Raw genomic sequence first — 17,529 nt, forward strand, 5'->3', positions numbered from 1 at the left:
ATAAGAGAGCCTTGTTTATGTCGACTTGGGGTGGCGTAAATAAGGCTTTTTTATGCGTAGTGCTGGTAGTATACCGTTAGCAAAAAAGACTTAAAAGTTATTACGAGTGGAGCGTATTCGCTTTTGATTAAACTAAAATCGGCCCTAATGTGTCCCATTCAATGAAACTGACTTTTAAGTAGGAACACAGTGGTGCATGTGGAACTTTGCACCATGCGCCACCATCCGGATAAAGCCGGTGTTGATATCCTTGTTGATAATCCCCTTGATTTTCGCTTTAGCCTTTCCGGTTTTCTTGTTACCTTAGGAGCTGTGGATAATTTTATAGTTTCGGCCCGTAAATACCGCCCGGCTACTTTTGAAACCGTTGTAGGTCAGCAACATGTGACCAATACCTTAAAAAACGCAATCAAAAGTAATCAGCTGGCGCAGGCATTTTTATTCTGCGGGCCACGTGGGGTAGGGAAAACCACATGTGCGCGAATCCTGGCAAAAACCATCAATTGTACCAACCTGCAGCCCAACGGCGAGGCTTGCGGTACCTGCGATTCGTGCCGGGCATTTCAAAACGGAAATTCTTTTAACGTACATGAGCTGGATGCGGCATCAAACAACTCGGTTGATGATATCCGTAACCTGATAGACCAGGTGCGCATACCGCCGCAAGCCGGCCGCTATAAGGTGTATATTATAGATGAGGTGCACATGCTGTCTCAGGCGGCTTTCAACGCTTTCCTGAAAACACTGGAAGAACCACCTAACTACGCCATATTTATTCTGGCCACTACCGAGAAGCATAAGATTCTGCCTACTATTTTATCCCGTTGCCAGATCTTTGATTTCAACCGTATCCGGGTTGAGGATATGGCCGGTCACCTTGCATCAATCGCCCAAAAGGAAAGCATCGCTTATGAGGACGACGGCCTGCACATCATAGCCCAAAAAGCTGATGGTGGCTTGCGTGATGCCCTTTCTATGTTCGACCAGATCGTTAGCTTCTCTGGGGGCAACGTAACCTATAAAACCGTAATTGATAACCTTAACATTCTGGATTACGATTACTATTTTAACCTCACTGATAACCTGATGGGTGAGGAGACCGCGAAGACCTTGCTGGTCTTTGATGAGATCCTGTCTAAGGGCTTTGATGGTAGTCACTTTATCAACGGACTTTCTAACCACTTCCGCAACCTGTTGGTAGGTAAAGATCCGGCTACGCTGAAATTGTTGGAGGTAAGTGATGGCGTTCGCCAGCGATACTTACAGCAGTCGCAACAGGCTACGGGTTCGTTCTTGCTATCGGCTTTGAATATTGCCAACCAGTGCGAGATCAACTACCGGTTAAGTAAGAATCAACGCTTACAAGTGGAACTGGCCCTGCTTAAAATGTGCCACCTGCCTTCGGCCTTTAACCTCGCAACCGCACCGCAATTAAATGGGCAGGCTAATGATAGCCAGCTAAAAAAAAAACCAGTAACTGAAGCAAGTCAGCCCCCGATAACCAACGAGCCTCAGGTTAGTTATCAGGCAGAATCGACTAGGTCACAACAAGTTGCATCTGTGCCGCAAACTGCGCAGCCTGCTACCACAAGTATACCAAAGATAACCCCGCCAGTAAGCGCCCCGGTAGCGAGTATACCGCAAATGCCGGCTGAAAAGCCGAAAATTTCGATGCCTACGCGTTCGGTATTAATACCATCACTAAATGTTACCGAAACAGTAGCCACCGAAGAACTTGACGAAGACGATCCCTACATTAAGGGTACAGACCAGCAAGAGTTTACGATGGATGCTTTCCTGAAAAAGTGGAGCGAATATGCCACCCGCTTAAAAAACGAAAGCAAGATGGGGCTATTCACCATTTTTACCGCCAACGCGCCAACTATGCTTAAACCCAATGAATTTGAGGTGGTGGTGAATAATAAAGCCCAGGACAACGATTTCAGGAACGAGCGGCCCTATCTGCATAACTTTTTGCGTGTCGAACTCAAGAACTTTAGCATCGAAGTAAGAGCCCGGATCGAAGAAATTACGGCCACCCGCCGACCGTATACTGATGTAGAGAAGTTTCAGCACATGGCAGGTAAGAATCCCAGCCTTATAGAGCTACACAAGCGTTTTAATCTCGACTTTAGTTAACAGATGCTATATTTTACAAGAAAAGCCCTTCGGATACCGAAGGGCTTTTCTTGTATTGGCCAAGTGACATTTTATGGCGTAGTAACCGCCACCGGTAATATTTTTCCGTTGAAGAATTTACTGCCTGTAAGGGCGAAGTCGGCAATGTATTTTCCCATCTCAAAAGCCATCACCGGCGATTCATAACCAGGGAAGGCCTGCTCAAGCATTTCGGTTTGCGCTGACCCAAGGGCCAGGCAATTTACACTGATTTTCTGATCTGTGAGTTCTTGTGCTAAGGTCTCAGTGAAATTATGCAAGGCCGCTTTACTGGCCGAGTAGGCTGATAAGCCTTTGAATTTAGCGCTGCCCTGTACACCACCCATGCTGCCTATGTTAACAATATGACTGCCCGCTTTCATCATGGGCAACAAGGCTTGGGTAATACGCACATGTGCCAGGAAATTGGTTTGCATCATTTCCACAAAATCCATTTCGTCTGTTTGGGTAAATGGCTTATTGATAAGCGCGCCGGCGTTATTAATCAGGATATCGATATGCCCATCAAAGCGGGCATTGATAAATGGGATCAGGTCGTTGTAATCATCATTCACCAAGTCAAACGCTACCGGGTAAATGGTGCAGCCGGGGTTGAGGCTGCTGGCAATCTCCTGTAAACGGCTTAGTTTACTTTGCGACCTTGCGAGTGCTATCACTTTATGATGGTCTTTTAATATTAATTCGAGTGCGGCTTCAAAGCCTACGCCGCTGCTGGCGCCGGTTATAATGATGTTCATGTGTGTTTTAGAATAGTTTCGTCGGTAGTAATAATTCCCCTATTGAGAGGGGTTAGGGGTGTGGTATTCATCAAGAACCCACCCCTGCCATTACACTTCCTAACGCGCCCCTCCCAAGAGGGGAATTAAATAGTTATTTATATAGTCTGAAAGTACTAACAAAAAATCAGACTACCAGTTTTTGCTCCACCGGGTGTTTAATTAGATACAAGCCGTCGTTGATCAGTTTTTTTAACTCAGGGTCGGTTGTGGCTTTAGTTTCGAGGAAAGCCCTGATCTTGCTGGCGAGTTTGGGCTCGGCATCTTCGTGGTCGAGGATTTCGAGCGCCTCTAATGCGCAAAGCCAATCATCCGGATGTTTTTGTTGTAAAAGCTCCCAAACGTTATTTAATTGGGCTGGGCTGGTGTGCGACTGCCTGCAATCACGCACTTGCTGGTAAAGTTTGTGTAAGTCGAGCGTGTTGGCGTCATACTCTGTGTGTACCGTGTTGGTGCCAGATTTATAAGTCACCTCCTCAAAAGCATCTTTATCGGCAGCGCCACAAAATACAGAAACAATCTTTTCGCCAACGGCCATATCATAAGTACCCCATGATGGGTCGAACAAGATCTTCCCCTCCGCATCATTAACTGTGCAGTTGGTGAAGCAAATCATCTGGATCTTGTTATCGTTAATGAGCATGCTTTTTATGCGGCCTTGCACTGTTATCCCGCTTTCGAATTTAAGGGTGGCATTTTCGCCAATCTCAATATCCGCACGATGCAAATCGGCGAGTTTGAAATTCTCCAATGGTTTGTCGAAGCCTTTCAACTTGCCAACGGGCGAACTGAACCCATCTTTATGATAATCTTTACCATGGCCATCTAATTGTTTATTATTAACAGCGAGTATGCTTGGTCCTGTAGTTTTCAAAAAAATGGGTTTACCATCTTGCTGCGTGAAATTGGTAAAAGTACCGCTAACCTGTAAGCCCGAGCTATAAACCGCCGTGCAGGTGTTTTTGCTTTCTACAGCCTTTTGCAAGCCATAAGCCCCGCCACGACGAAAAGACATGCTATTGGCAAATTCTTCCAGTACGTTAATTAGATTTTGAAAAGTCGGCGTTACAAACAGTTGTGGTTGTGGTTTGGTAATATCATACGTGTAGTTAATGGCGTTGATGTTATAAGGCAATTTGGCAACATCTGGTCGCATACAGCTAGCACTTTCGCCAATTGAGGACAGTAATCCAGCACCATAAATCTTCGGATCATTAAGTGGGCCAATTAAGCCGTACTCAACCGTCCACCAGTGCAGGCGGCTTAATAAGGCCATTTCGGAAGGCTCGCCCATGTTTTCCTGGCGGTATGTTACCAGGGCTTCGGCTGCGGCTATCTCTGCTTCATCGGCTTCAGGCATTTCCTTTAATATCGAAAGCGCACGGATAGCCTCATACAGCTCAAAATCCTGAGCCGAGAACATAGCCTTGGCACCTATCGAACCAAAATAACTTAGGTACTCGTGATAGTCTTTATCAGCGATAATAGGGGCATGGCCGGCAGACTCGTGAATGATATCCGGGGCGGGCGTGTATTCAATATGTTTAAGCTGTCGAATATCGGCTGCTATAACCAATACGCGGTAAGCCTGGTACTCCATAAATGCCGCAGGCGGGATAAACCCGTCAACGGTAACGGCTCCCCAGCCAATTTGGGCAAGGGCATCGTTCATCTCCTGTAAATTGGGGATTTTCTCTATCGTAAGCCCAGCTTTTTGCAAGCCAGGGATATATGGGTAGTAGGCAACATCTTTAAGGTAGGCGTAATTTTGGCGCATCACATAACGCCACACGGCATGGTCAACCGGGGTGTAATGTTCATAATGCTGATCTACAATAAATTGCTTTAAATGCCGCGGCAGTTTAGCTACCTGCAGATTATTAAAATCATTAAAATCGCTCATGGGGCGTATAATCGGTTTACAATTAAACGCAAAATTATAGAAATAGTGATATTATTATTTCGTAATTCGGATGTACGATTTCGGATTTATAATGATATGATCAAATGCTGCAATTGGGGCGGGTTTATGATGGGTTTTCTTCCACCGCTTCCGGAGCTGTTCCATGATCCATTGGTGGTAAACCTTCTTCTAAACGACTTGGGCGAAGTACATAGTAAACACCAAACAATGCCACAACCAGCGATATGAGGTAAAACGAAATACTAAGATATACCGCTAAGCCAACTTGCATGTTAAATACAGGTGCCAGGCGCGTAAAAATAGCTTCGCGAGCTCCGGCACCACCTAGCGTAGGTAATACTGCTGCCAAAGCCGACAGCAAGAAAGACAACAGGTAAGGCGCGAATTTGCCATGGAAATCTTGCCCTAATAACACAAACAAGATGGTTAATACCTGTAAGGATTGTACCATTACGGCCTTAATGTGTGCCGTGAAAAAATAACGGCCGTAATCTTTAAAAAAGAAGTGTACAACACCGTAATAAATTGCAGTACCCACAATAAATATACTGCCCGGAATGGCAAAGTGCAGGTCTATTTGCGGGATAAATATAATCAATGCGCATACAATTAAGCCGATAGCCCATAGCCCGCTTAATCTGTCGAATAACAATGCCCAGAATACCTTTTTAGCGGGTAATTTATAGCGTTTGTTTAGTAGCCATATCTTATAACCATCGCCACCGATTCCACCCGGAAGCAGGAAGTTGTAGAACATGCCAAGCAAATACAAACGCAGGTTAAAACGCCAGTCGAGCTTTAGACCGATAGATTTTATGAAGCTTAATAAACGCCATGATGAAACAACGGTAGAGATCATGAAGGTAATCAATGCAGCAGCCATCCACCAGTAATTGGCGTGTACTAACCTGTCCTTAACTTCCCAAAGTGGCACTTTGCTAAACACGTACCACAGTAAAGCTCCGGTTACAACTATTTTAAGTACAAGCTTAGCGGCATCCCATAACTTCTGTTTAGTAGTCTTGGGTGTTTTGGGGGCAACAAATTCTTCCGTTTCAGTCATTTGGGGCAAAGATAAGGTTTTTGGTTAATTGGTTGGATTAGGTTGAATGTGTTGATTAAGTTAAAATAAGTTAAAGTTGGTGAGGAGTAGTTGATTGCGTGAGCGGTTGATTGAGTAGAATTGTTATGTATTGGAGAGCGGTTGATTGAGTGAATAGTTGATTGAGTTAAATTGTTGAGAGATAACAGAAACTAAGTGCGTTGAAGTGAGTTTCAACCTAATCAACCTAATCAACCTAATCAACCTAATCAACCTAATCAACCTAATCAACCTAATCAACCTAATCAACCTAATCAACTACTTAGCTCAACTTCAAACGTTTACAAACCGACGACAACAACTTAACTTAATCCGCATATTCAACTAAAAACTATTCCGTATTTTTGCGCAAATTTTAAAGCAGATGAGTAAAGTAAAAGTTGGCCTGGTACAAATGAGCTGCACAGCAGATAAGCAGCAGAATTTGCAGAAGGCAATTGAGAAGGTTCGTGAAGCCGCCCAAAAAGGTGCACAGATCGTTTGTTTACAGGAGCTTTTTACCTCCCTTTATTTTTGTGACGTAGAAGATTACGATAATTTTAAGCTGGCCGAGCCAATCCCTGGCCCATCGACAGATGAGCTTTCTAAGCTTGCTGCCGAGCTTGGTGTGGTTATTATTGCCTCGTTATTTGAGAAACGTGCGCAAGGGCTTTACCACAATACCACCGCTGTTTTAGATGCCGATGGACAGTATCTGGGCAAGTATCGCAAGATGCACATCCCTGACGATCCGGGCTTTTACGAGAAATTTTACTTCACCCCGGGCGACCTGGGTTACAAGGTTTTCAAAACCAAGTTTGCTACCATCGGTGTGCTAATCTGCTGGGATCAATGGTACCCGGAAGCAGCCCGTATTACCGCATTAATGGGTGCCGAAATATTATTCTATCCAACGGCTATCGGTTGGGCTACCACGCAAGATGCGGAAACCAATACCGATCAATACAACGCATGGCAAACCATCCAGCGTTCGCATTCAGTTGCAAACGGCGTACACGTTGTTAGCGTTAACCGCGTAGGTGAAGAGGCTGGTGTCGAATTCTGGGGTGGATCATTTGTGTCGAACCCATTCGGTAAGATTATGTATCAGGCAACACATAATCAGGAAGAAGTAACTGTGCACGAACTAGATCTGGATAAGTCAGATTATTACCGCAGCCACTGGCCGTTTTTAAGAGATAGAAGGATTGACTCTTATCAGCCAATTACGAAGAGACTTATTGACGAGGACTAATTTATCCCAAAGTCAATCAAAATAATATAATTTGTCATTGCGAGGAACGAAGCAACCTCGTAGCTATACAGATCGAATAATGTAAGCGACGAGGTTGCCGCGCTATCGCTCGCAATGACATAATAGAAAACCTAAATCAAATGGATTATTGCATTCTTTCGTGTTTTGCAATGACGTTTGAACTATAAACACCATGGATCAATCAACTCCAAATCTTTCCAATACAAGTCCTGCCGCGCAAGGCTTTACTTTTCCAGCCGAATGGGCACCGCATACCGCAACCTGGTTAAGCTGGCCTCATAAGGAGGAATCGTGGCCGGGTAAAATCGGTTTGATTTACAGCAAATATTGCGAGTTTATTAAGGTAGTAGCCGAAGGCGAACTGGTGCGCATCAACGTAAAAGATGAGCTGATGATGGCCTTTGCCAAAGAACAACTGGAAGCAGTTGGTGCTGATTTAAGCAAGATTGAATTCTACGAGTTCCCAACCAATGATGCCTGGTGCAGAGATCATGGTCCGGCGTTCTTGATTAATGCAGAGACCAAGGAAAAGGTGATTGTAGATTGGGGCTACAATGCATGGGGAGGCAAGTATCCGCCGTTCGATCTGGACGATGTGATCCCAACCCGCATTGCTTACCAATTTGGGTTGCTTGTATACCATCCGGGTATTGTGATGGAAGGCGGTTCGGTTGATTTTAATGGTGCCGGCACGGTTTTAACCACCACAGCCTGCCTGCTCAATGAGAATCGTAACCCACATTTAACCAAAGAACAGATTGAAGAATACCTGCAAAACTACTACGGTGTTAAGCAGGTTCTTTGGCTGGGCGACGGCATTATTGGCGACGATACCGATGGCCACATAGATGATATTACCCGCTTTGTAAATGAGGATACCGTAGTTACCGTTGTAGAAAGCAATCCGGAGGATGAGAATTACCACATCCTGCAGGAAAATCTGGAAACCTTAAAAAATATGCGCCTGTTGGATGGCCGCCCGCTAAATATTGTGGAGTTGCCAATGCCGGATGCTGTGATTTATGACGATCAGCGTTTGCCGGCATCGTATGCAAACTTCTACATTGCCAATAGCGCTGTAGTGGTGCCAACGTACCGTTGCGATAAAGATGCGCTGGCATTGGAAATCATCCAAAATTGCTTCCCTGATCGCAAAGTGGTAGGTATCGATTCAACTGATATTATCTGGGGCTTGGGTAGCTTCCATTGCTTAAGTCAGCAGGAACCTTTGTAAGAGAATCAAGAAGCGAGAGTCAGGAATCAAGACGAGCTCCATCAACCAGCACGTCTTGTTCTACTATTTGCCGTTTCGAACGCATGTGAGAAATCTTTTGCTGTATGTTATTTACATTGTACAAGATTTCTTTCTATCGTTCGAAATGACAGATTTAAAATAAAATAGCATCATGCCAGAGATCACCCTACAAACCTTTATCGCAGCACCGCCAAAGGTTTGTTTTGATCTGTCGCTCAGCATCGATATGCATAAAATTTCAACCGCTCACACCAACGAAGAAGCTGTTGATGGTACTACCACCGGCCTTATTAAACTGGGCGAACATGTAACCTGGCGTGCCCGGCATTTCGGTATTTGGTTTAAGATGACTTCCAAAATTACCAGCCTTATACCTAACGAATCTTTTACCGATGAAATGATAAAAGGGCCGTTAAAATCAATCAAACACACGCATACATTTCAGCCTCAAAACGACGGCACGTTGATGACGGATGTTTTTCAGTTTGAATCTCCTTTTGGTGTGTTGGGATATGTGGTGGACAGGTTGATACTTGCTGCTTATCTCACCAAGCTTCTCATCAAAAGGAACAGCGTGATTAAAGAATATGCTGAGAGCGGGGGCTTAATTAGTTGAAATAAAATACCACGGGATATTTAGCAGGCCTGGTTTAAGATAAACATTTACATTTTGCCCTGTGTTAACTTCGTTATAGAGAGAACTTGGTACACTTTCGTCCTCCGAATTTGTTCGGGTTCCCCATTTACTGATTTCTAAATAATAAGTTGTTGATTTACCATGGGAAATGTGCTTGCTTAAAATAGTAGCATGGTAAGTTTTTGCGCTGCTAGAGTCAAATACGCAATTCAGGGCGACAACGCCTGCATAGCTATAGATGATAATAACGATGGCAATTGTATATCCAAATTTATAGGATTTCCTTAATTTATAGATTAAGAAAAAAAGGAATGCTAATGATATCGAAACTACAATAACAGGGGTAACACATTTGGCGTAATCAAGTAAATCGTAGTCAATCATCATCCTTAACAACAGCCCTGCGGCAAAAAGGAATAAAGCGGTAGAAAGAGTTGGGTACGCATTCTTTTTACTATCGTCAACCATAGTAATTGTACCTGCGTATACACCGAAAACAATAATGCAAATTACCGACAACAGTAAGTCAATTGATATCACTAACTGATAGGGTTTTGGAAATACAAGCAGCATAAAAAAGGTAACTATACCTGCTATGTTAAAATAGGTACAAATCTTTTTAACGGATGCCAGCTTTTTTTGCCGATCTTCTGTTGTAACACCAAGGTTTGTATCTTCTAAAATTGTCTGCAATTCTTCTTCATAAGCGGCAGAATCAAGGTCGATAAGATTGGTTTGCAGCCAGTGTTGTATTTCTTGCGAATTTCGCCAGTAGCTTATTCCGCTGATGCTTATTTTAGGATAGGCCGAAGAAATTGGTTTTATAAAAACATTGTCTTTTTCAGTCCTGTAGCCCTTTATATCTTTTATGGCTAATTCTTTACGTTTAATAGAGGTTTGTCTGGCAATACTGTCATGCGTAAGTATAATCTTGTTTTTGTCTGTATCAAGCCAGGCCCAATAAGCCAAAACGGCTACAGGTATAGCAATGGCAAGTAATATGTAAGGGTTTTCATCTTTCTGCGTTAACAGATACAAGCAATATGCTGCACCCGCAAACATGAGTAGGGCAAAGCCTTTAATAAATATTTTCCAGCCTTGTTTAAGGGTATACTCTTTTTCGGATTGTAGTAAGGTGGTTGAGGCGTTCATGCCCCGAATATAACTGATGCCAACTATTTCACCTAATTAACTCCGTTAACAATTCACTAACTTCGTGATATGGAAACCCTTGCAGCCAAAATCCCCAAAAAGATCTTCGCCCGCCAGCACGAAATTACTGCAGATTATCTGAAGGCTATAGATAAACACCTCGACGATGTTTTGGGCGGCAAGGTGAACGATATGTTCGAGATCAGGGATTTTGCAGAGCTGCTGCATATCCATCCCACGCATTTGAGTAATACCATCAAGTTGACCACGGGTAAAGCGCCCTGCTATTTTATAGAGCATCGCATCCTTGACATTGTGCGCCATCAGCTGGTGAATACCAATATGCCTATTGCCCAGATAGCCCGCAACCTTACTTACGATCCTTCAAACTTCACCAAATTCTTCAAACATTTTGAGGGGATGACACCAAACCAGTACCGCCAGGCGCATCAAAAAACTGAAACAGTCACCATTTAATCTGAAGTAGTCACCATAATATTGATTGCAACTATTTGGACATTTGTATTGTTCAAATTAACAATCAGACATTTATGGAAGCAACAAATAAAATAGCACTGGTAACCGGCAGCAGCCGCGGACTAGGTAAAAACGAAGCCATCGCACTGGCTAAAAATGGCAATGACGTTATTATAACCTACAACAGCCGTAAAGATGAGGCCGATAAAGTAGTGGCCGAAATTGAAGGCCTTGGCCGCAAAGCCGCCGCCCTGCAGTTAAACACTGCCGAAGCAAAAACTTTCGAAAGCTTTAAAGCGGCTTTATCAGAAACCCTGCAGCAGGTTTGGGGCACAGATAAATTTAATTTCTTAATCAATAATGCAGGTATAGATTGGGCAGCACCATTTGCCCAAACCACCGAGGAGCAATTAGACGCTCTTTACAACATCCACTTTAAAGGCGTGTTTTTACTAACCCAAACGCTACTGCCCGTAATTGCCGATGGCGGTCGCATCGTAAACACTTCTACGGGTTTGGCCAGGTTTTCAACACCGGGATATGCGGCTTATGCTTCCATGAAGGGTGCCATCGAAACATTAACTAAGTACATGGCCAAAGAGCTGGGCAGCCGCGGTATTACGGTTAATGCGGTAGCCCCCGGCATTATCGAAACCGATTTTACAGCCGCTGCACGCGAGCATCCGGGATTGGTTGAGTTCCTGTCGTCGCAAACTGCGCTGGGCCGTATCGGTCAGCCAGATGACATTGGAGGTGTGGTAGCATTCTTATGCTCAGATGCTGCTCGTTGGATCACCGCGCAGCGCATCGAGGCTTCGGGCGGGATGTTCCTTTAAGAGAATCAAGAATCGGGAATCAAGAGTCAAGAGAAGCTCTACAAGCGTCATTGCAGGCTACTGTAATGACGCTTTTTATTAAGGCTTTGTCCTGATTCTTGATTCCCGATTCTTGATTCTCTTCTTTTTCACCGCTTCATCAACCCCGTTTACCGAGTTTTTTTCACTAACAGCCAGTTATTAATTGGCATATGTGAGTTGTTATTATAGTTTTGAATCAGATTTTATTTCAGAACAATGAACAACGATACAATATATCCTAAAAAGGCTGGCAACGGTAAAGTAGTTGCCGGTCTGATACTGGTGCTTCTGGGCGCTATCTTGCTGTTCCAACAATTAGATATGATCATTGCACCATGGTGGTTATTCCGCTGGCCGGTAATACTTATTATAGTAGGTATATACACCGGCGCTAAGCATAACTTCAGAAACGCAGGTTCAACCATTATGATCCTGGTGGGCTGTATCTTCCTGGCAAACGATATCTTCCCCGGTTTTAACCTTTGGCATTTTATCTGGCCGGTAGTATTTATTATGCTGGGCCTTTGGGTTATTCTTGGTAAAGAAAAATTCAATAAGAGTTTCAAACGCAAATGGGGCCAGTATGACAATGCAGGCAATAGCTACTCGTATAACTATAAATACGAAACCGAGTGGGATGCTAAAGTAAACCTTGATGAAAATGGCAACCCAATTGAGCCAGAGCCAGGCCAAACTCAAACCAAATTTGCGCAAGGCGACGACCATATCGACACCACATCTGTTTTCGGAAGCGTACACAAACATATCCTTTCTAAAGATTTTAAAGGCGGCGAGGTGGTAAATGTGTTCGGTGGCACCGAGCTTAACTTTACCCAGGCCGATATCAACGGCAGGGTTTATATCGATATCACCCAGATATTCGGTGGTATTAAGATCATCGTTCCGCCGCACTGGCAGGTAACATCAGATATGGCAGCAGTATTTGCCGGTATCGATGATAAACGCCGCCCCGGAGCAATTCCGCTAAGCGCCGATAAAATTCTGATACTCAAAGGCACCTCGATATTTGCCGGGGTAGAAGTTAAAAGTTACTGAAAACACAATCACTAAATCACAAATCATCACCTAAAACAATAATTCATGAACTGGTACGTCGCAAAAGTTATTTTCCGCATCATCAGTAATGAAGGCAACAATCAGGCGCAGTTCGATGAGCAACTGCGCCTCATTAGTGCCGAAACCCGTTTCGAGGCTTTTGAGAAAGCAACCCAATTGGGTAAAGATAATGAAGACCGTTTTTTGAAGGATAGCAAGCAAACTGTTAAATGGCAGTTTGTAAACGTAGCCGAGGTTAACCAGCTTACCGAGCTGGCCGATGGCACGGAGCTTTATTGCAATATCCACGAAGCAGAGAATGCTGATCTATATATAGGCTGGGCTAATCACAGAGCCTCCCTTATTGAACTTGACAATTAAAAACTAACCGTTTTGAGTGCACCTGTATCAACCTTTGTAAACCTTCGCTGGGGCTTTGTAGCCTGCGGCGTTGTATGGACTGCCATACAGGTGTACCTTATTCACAGCTTTGGTTTTAACTGGTACATTGCGCTTACCGATAGCATTATAAGCTCGGTAGCTCTTGCAGCAGCTTGTTGGCTTATTGATAATACGCTGCGTTTTTATCAACCATCTAAAAGCAGCTACCTTAACTTGTTGATATGGTGCGGTATATTGGCCGGCATCTGTTTGGCTATATCGCGTTTTGCCTTACCACAGATCATCGGCGATGGTGAATACTTTGTGTTTGTGATTAAATCACTTATTCTACGCTATTTTACCAATTTTATGGCCATAGGCTGGATGGCAATGATCAGTTTAGTATGGTACGCCCAGCAAGACAATAAAGAGAATGAAAAGCGTAAAGCCGAAGCAGAGAAACTGGCTAAAGAGGCTGAGTTATATAATCTTCGCCAACAATTACAGCCGCACTTTTTGTTCAATAGCTTAAATTCTATAAACGCGCTAATTGGTTTTAAACCCGAAGAAGCCCGTAAAATGATTCACCAGCTCTCTGACTTTTTGCGTGGTACTTTGAAGAAAGACGACCAGCAGCAGGTTAGCTTAAGCGAGGAGCTGGCGCACTTGCAGTTATACCTCGATATAGAGAAAGTTCGTTTCGGGCACCGCCTGCAAACCGAGATCAGTTGCGATGACCAATGCCGCGTTGCCACACTGCCGCCTTTATTGTTACAACCCGTTGTAGAAAACGCCATTAAGTTTGGTTTGTATGATACCACCGGTAGTGTAGTAGTAAGCATAAGGGGAGAGGTAGAGGACGGCTATCTGGTGATAATTGTGCAAAACCCTTACGACCCGCAAACTGCCAAGCCAAGGCAGGGAACCGGTTTCGGTTTAAGTGGGATGCAACGCCGTTTACATTTGATATATACCCGCAACGATTTGGTTGAAACTTATGTAAATGATAATATCTTTACAACCATAATAAAAATACCTCAGGCATAATGAAACAAGTATTGGTCATTGACGACGAACCACTGGCACGCATGGTGGTTCTGGAATATTTGCAGGATTACAAAAACGATTTACAGGTAATGCAGGAGTGTGGTGATGGCTTTGAAGGAATGAAAGCCATTATGCAATACCAGCCCGACCTGATATTTCTGGATGTGCAAATGCCCAAGATCAATGGTTTTGAAATGCTTGAGTTATTGGAGCAACCACCTGCTGTTATTTTTACTACCGCTTTCGACGAATTTGCTATTAAAGCCTTCGAGGCTCATGCTATCGACTACTTGTTGAAGCCTTTCAGCAAAGAACGTTTTCAGAAGGCGGTCGATAAGTTCCTGGCGCAAAGCGGTAGCCCAGTACAACAGCAAAAGCAAACCGAAAGCTTGCTCGAAGCCGTGTCTGAATCGCCGGTACAGCATGATCGTATTGTGGTTAAAACCGGCACTAAGGTTAAGATCATCCCGGTAAATGATGTGCTCTACCTCGAAGCCGACGACGATTATGTAAGTGTGCACACCGCCGAAGGCTCGTTCCTGAAAAATAAGACCATGAGCTTCTTTGAAAAAGTGCTGGATACACGACAGTTTGTGCGCGTACACCGCTCCTACATTGTAGCCATAGACCAAATAACCCGAATAGATCCTTACGAAAAAGATTCCCACATAGCCATTCTGAAATCAGGCGCCAAAATCCCGGTTAGCAAATCTGGTTATGTGAAATTGAAGCAGGTTTTGGGGATATAAAGCCCGCTAGCCCCCTAAAGTGGGAATTGAAAATATAAAAACATCTTCATTACGAGGTACGAAGCAAACCCCGATTAGCAGATCCGCTATGTATAGTTTGGGATTGCTTCGTACCTCGCAAATGACGTGTGAAGATAAAAAAGCTATTTCTTTACCCCCAAAATACTCCAATCACTATCAGCCTTGGTAATCACCGTTCCTAACATTCCCAAGCCGGTAACATCCATCTCAATCAAATCGCCCGGAAGCAGCCATTGCGCAGCATAATTGGGGTCGTTAAGCAAACCGGTCCCATTCAGCTCGAGGAAACATCCTGTACCAACCGTGCCCGAGCCAATAACATCTCCCGGCAAGATATCACAGCCATAAGAGCAGCGCTCAATGATTTCGGCAAAAGTCCAGTCCATATCTTCAAAGTTGCCTGCGGATACCTGCTTGCCATTGATACGACAGTTCATTTGCAGGTTATAGGCATTGCCGGTGTGGCCGGGTTTGGCAGGTATCTTGTATTGTTCCAATTCATCGGGGGTAACCAGCCAAGGGCCTATAACGGTGGAGAAATCCTTACCTTTTGCGGGGCCAAGATTTAATAGCATTTCCTCCATTTGCAGGGTACGGGCACTCATGTCGTTCATAATCATGTAACCGGCAATGTAACTGTCGGCATCAGCGGCTTTAATGTTGCGTCCCTTCTTATTAATTACAATGGCAACCTCTAGCTCAAAGTCGAGCTTGTCAAAATGGTCGGGCATGCACTCAATTTCGCCCGGGCCTTGTATGGCGTTATGGTTAGTAAAATAAAATACGGGGTATTGGTCAAACTCTGGTATCATGGGCACCTTGCGGTTGCGACGGGCTGTTTCTACATGCTGTCTGAAAGCATAAGCATCGCGGCATGAAGCGGGGTGGGGTACGGGCGCCATGAGCTCAAAAAATAACTCTTCGCGGGCCTCCATGGCGCCGCTGCTAATGGCCTGATGCACGCGCTGGGCATGTTCCATTAATTCGTCTCCTTCGGCTAAAAAAGCGTTCATGTTATCGGGTATCAGCTTATCGCACGAGTGCAGATTATAGATATGTCCGTTAACAAATATGCCCAGGTGTTCCCGGTCTTCGGTTTTGTAGGATACTAACTTCATAAGGTTGGTAATAATGTGGTTATATCAAAACTAAAACAAATTTTGTTGCGTTAATATTATGCTTGCATATTAATTTTTAAGCATTAACTTCGTAACACCAATTAGTACGTTGAACCTATTTAGCCAGACATATCGCGTTCAGAAAATGATCTCTAACCGGATCGTTGCAGCTATTCGCTATGCTATGCTGTCGAAAATAGTGTTCGCTCAATACTCGGTTACCCAATAACCTTTTTTGCGGTCTGTATCAATTGCGATATAAGTAGCCGCATCTGTTTCATTACAACCAATTTCTTGCTGTAACGTTTTATTACTAACCAATTAGTAATCCATTATGCCATTTTATCATACGCTGGGAGAGGTCCCACATAAGCGTCATACCATTTTCCGTAAACCGGATGGTTCGCTGTATGCCGAAGAGCTGGTTTCTACCGAAGGTTTTTCGAGCATGTATTCGTTGGTATATCATTGCTATCCGCCAACTATTGTTAAAGAGTTGGGCGAACCTTATAGTGTAGAGCCTAAAATAGCCAGAGAAAAGCACCTGAAGCATACCAGCCTCATCGGGTTTAATATTAAGCCCGAGGATGACTACCTGCAAAGCCGGAAGCCTATATTGGTTAACAACGATCTGCATATCTCACTTGCCGCGCCACGCCAAAGTATGACGGATTATTTCTATAAAAATAGCCAGGCCGACGAGGTGATCTTCATTCATAAAGGATCGGGCACCTTAAAAAGTGGCTTCGGCAAAATTAAGTTCGAGTATGGCGATTACCTGGTTATCCCCCGCGGTACTATTTATCAACTGCATTTTAATGATACCGATAATCGCCTGTTTATTGTAGAAAGCTTTAGCCCAATTCGTCCGCCTAAACGCTACCGTAACGAATTTGGCCAGCTGATGGAGCATTCCCCCTATTGCGAACGCGATATTAAACGCCCGCAGGATCTGGAAACCCATGATGAGAAAGGCGACTTTAAAGTGCTGATCAAAAAGCAAGGCTTGATCTATCCCTACATATACGGCACGCACCCTTTCGATTTTATTGGGTGGGATGGCTTGCATTACCCATGGGCATTCTCTATTCACGATTTTGAACCGATAACGGGTCGGCTACATCAGCCACCACCGGTGCACCAAACCTTCGAAGGGCACAATTTTGTGATTTGCTCGTTCGTGCCACGCAAGTTCGATTACCATCCACAGTCGATACCCGCACCGTATAACCATAGCAACGTAGATAGCGACGAACTGCTTTACTATGTAGATGGCGACTTTATGAGTCGCAAAAACGTGGTTAAAGGACAGATAACCTTACATCCTGGTGGTATTCCGCATGGGCCGCACCCGGGTTCGGTGGAGAAATCAATTGGTAAAGAAAGCACGGAAGAATTGGCGGTAATGATAGACCCTTTCAGGCCACTGATGTTAACGGAAGAGGCGTTGAAAATAGAAGACCCCAATTATTATAAAAGTTGGGCGGAGTAAAAGCCTGAACCAGAATTTACAGAATTAAAGAATGATCCGAATTTCTGGAGTT

General features: G+C 44.2%; 16 protein-coding genes. 11 read left to right on the forward strand and 5 right to left on the reverse strand.

Features of this window, described 5'->3' with window-relative positions; all coding sequences use genetic code 11:
* Positions 1-312 precede the first annotated feature (312 nt).
* Positions 313-2,139 carry a DNA polymerase III subunit gamma/tau gene (locus GSY63_RS16010; protein WP_166586934.1) on the forward strand — a complete coding sequence of 609 codons (1,827 nt, stop codon included), beginning with the start codon at positions 313-315 and terminating at the stop codon, positions 2,137-2,139.
* 71 nt (positions 2,140-2,210) lie between these two features.
* Here the strand turns inward: GSY63_RS16010 and GSY63_RS16015 are convergent, their stop codons facing one another.
* The 3 genes from GSY63_RS16015 to GSY63_RS16025 all read right to left on the reverse strand — a co-directional run bounded on the left by GSY63_RS16015 (position 2,211) and on the right by GSY63_RS16025 (position 5,941).
* Positions 2,211-2,915, reverse strand: a complete 705-nt coding sequence (locus GSY63_RS16015) for an SDR family NAD(P)-dependent oxidoreductase (protein ID WP_166586809.1) — start codon at positions 2,913-2,915, stop codon at positions 2,211-2,213.
* 166 nt (positions 2,916-3,081) lie between these two features.
* On the reverse strand, positions 3,082-4,857 hold the full coding sequence (locus tag GSY63_RS16020) for an aromatic amino acid hydroxylase (protein WP_166586810.1): 1,776 nt from the start codon (positions 4,855-4,857) through the stop codon (positions 3,082-3,084).
* 124 nt (positions 4,858-4,981) lie between these two features.
* Entirely contained in the window at positions 4,982-5,941 is a 960-nt protein-coding gene (locus GSY63_RS16025; protein WP_166586811.1) for a lysylphosphatidylglycerol synthase transmembrane domain-containing protein, read from the reverse strand.
* Between the two features lie 403 nt (positions 5,942-6,344).
* Between GSY63_RS16025 and GSY63_RS16030 the strand changes: the two genes are divergently transcribed.
* The 3 genes from GSY63_RS16030 to GSY63_RS16040 all read left to right on the forward strand — a co-directional run bounded on the left by GSY63_RS16030 (position 6,345) and on the right by GSY63_RS16040 (position 9,106).
* A complete protein-coding gene (locus tag GSY63_RS16030; protein WP_166586812.1) occupies positions 6,345-7,214 on the forward strand; it encodes a carbon-nitrogen hydrolase in 870 nt (289 codons plus the stop codon).
* 193 nt (positions 7,215-7,407) lie between these two features.
* Positions 7,408-8,469 (forward strand): agmatine deiminase family protein, encoded by a 1,062-nt coding sequence (locus tag GSY63_RS16035; protein ID WP_166586813.1) that lies wholly within the window; start codon positions 7,408-7,410, stop codon positions 8,467-8,469.
* A 172-nt stretch (positions 8,470-8,641) separates the two neighbouring features.
* Complete coding sequence (locus GSY63_RS16040; RefSeq protein WP_166586814.1) at positions 8,642-9,106, forward strand: SRPBCC family protein; 465 nt, start codon at positions 8,642-8,644, stop codon at positions 9,104-9,106.
* Here the strand turns inward: GSY63_RS16040 and GSY63_RS16045 are convergent.
* Positions 9,095-10,279, reverse strand: coding sequence for a hypothetical protein (locus GSY63_RS16045; RefSeq protein WP_166586815.1), 1,185 nt, complete (start codon positions 10,277-10,279; stop codon positions 9,095-9,097). The genes GSY63_RS16040 and GSY63_RS16045 overlap by 12 nt on opposite strands.
* Positions 10,280-10,348: 69 nt before the next feature.
* Between GSY63_RS16045 and GSY63_RS16050 the strand changes: the two genes are divergently transcribed.
* The 6 genes from GSY63_RS16050 to GSY63_RS16075 all read left to right on the forward strand — a co-directional run bounded on the left by GSY63_RS16050 (position 10,349) and on the right by GSY63_RS16075 (position 14,846).
* Complete coding sequence (locus GSY63_RS16050; RefSeq protein WP_166586816.1) at positions 10,349-10,756, forward strand: helix-turn-helix domain-containing protein; 408 nt, start codon at positions 10,349-10,351, stop codon at positions 10,754-10,756.
* A 74-nt stretch (positions 10,757-10,830) separates the two neighbouring features.
* Positions 10,831-11,592 carry an SDR family NAD(P)-dependent oxidoreductase gene (locus tag GSY63_RS16055; protein WP_166586817.1) on the forward strand — a complete coding sequence of 254 codons (762 nt, stop codon included), beginning with the start codon at positions 10,831-10,833 and terminating at the stop codon, positions 11,590-11,592.
* Between the two features lie 237 nt (positions 11,593-11,829).
* Complete coding sequence (locus GSY63_RS16060) at positions 11,830-12,669, forward strand: LiaF transmembrane domain-containing protein (RefSeq protein WP_166586818.1); 840 nt, start codon at positions 11,830-11,832, stop codon at positions 12,667-12,669.
* A gap of 45 nt (positions 12,670-12,714) precedes the next feature.
* Complete coding sequence (locus tag GSY63_RS16065) at positions 12,715-13,050, forward strand: DUF4288 domain-containing protein (RefSeq protein WP_166586819.1); 336 nt, start codon at positions 12,715-12,717, stop codon at positions 13,048-13,050.
* Between the two features lie 12 nt (positions 13,051-13,062).
* Positions 13,063-14,097, forward strand: a complete 1,035-nt coding sequence (locus GSY63_RS16070; RefSeq protein WP_166586820.1) for a sensor histidine kinase — start codon at positions 13,063-13,065, stop codon at positions 14,095-14,097.
* Positions 14,097-14,846, forward strand: a complete 750-nt coding sequence (locus tag GSY63_RS16075) for a LytR/AlgR family response regulator transcription factor (RefSeq protein ID WP_166586821.1) — start codon at positions 14,097-14,099, stop codon at positions 14,844-14,846. The genes GSY63_RS16070 and GSY63_RS16075 overlap by 1 nt, the downstream gene beginning before the upstream one ends.
* Before the next feature lie 143 nt (positions 14,847-14,989).
* On the opposite strand, the gene GSY63_RS16080 is transcribed toward GSY63_RS16075, so the two are convergent.
* Positions 14,990-15,985 (reverse strand): fumarylacetoacetate hydrolase family protein, encoded by a 996-nt coding sequence (locus GSY63_RS16080; protein ID WP_166586822.1) that lies wholly within the window; start codon positions 15,983-15,985, stop codon positions 14,990-14,992.
* A gap of 334 nt (positions 15,986-16,319) precedes the next feature.
* Here GSY63_RS16080 and GSY63_RS16085 point away from each other — a divergent pair, with 334 nt between their 5' ends.
* A complete protein-coding gene (locus GSY63_RS16085) occupies positions 16,320-17,477 on the forward strand; it encodes a homogentisate 1,2-dioxygenase (RefSeq protein ID WP_166586823.1) in 1,158 nt (385 codons plus the stop codon).
* The last annotated feature ends 52 nt before the right edge of the window (positions 17,478-17,529 follow it).

This window comes from Mucilaginibacter agri (assembly GCF_009928685.1).
GTDB lineage: Bacteria > Bacteroidota > Bacteroidia > Sphingobacteriales > Sphingobacteriaceae > Mucilaginibacter > Mucilaginibacter agri.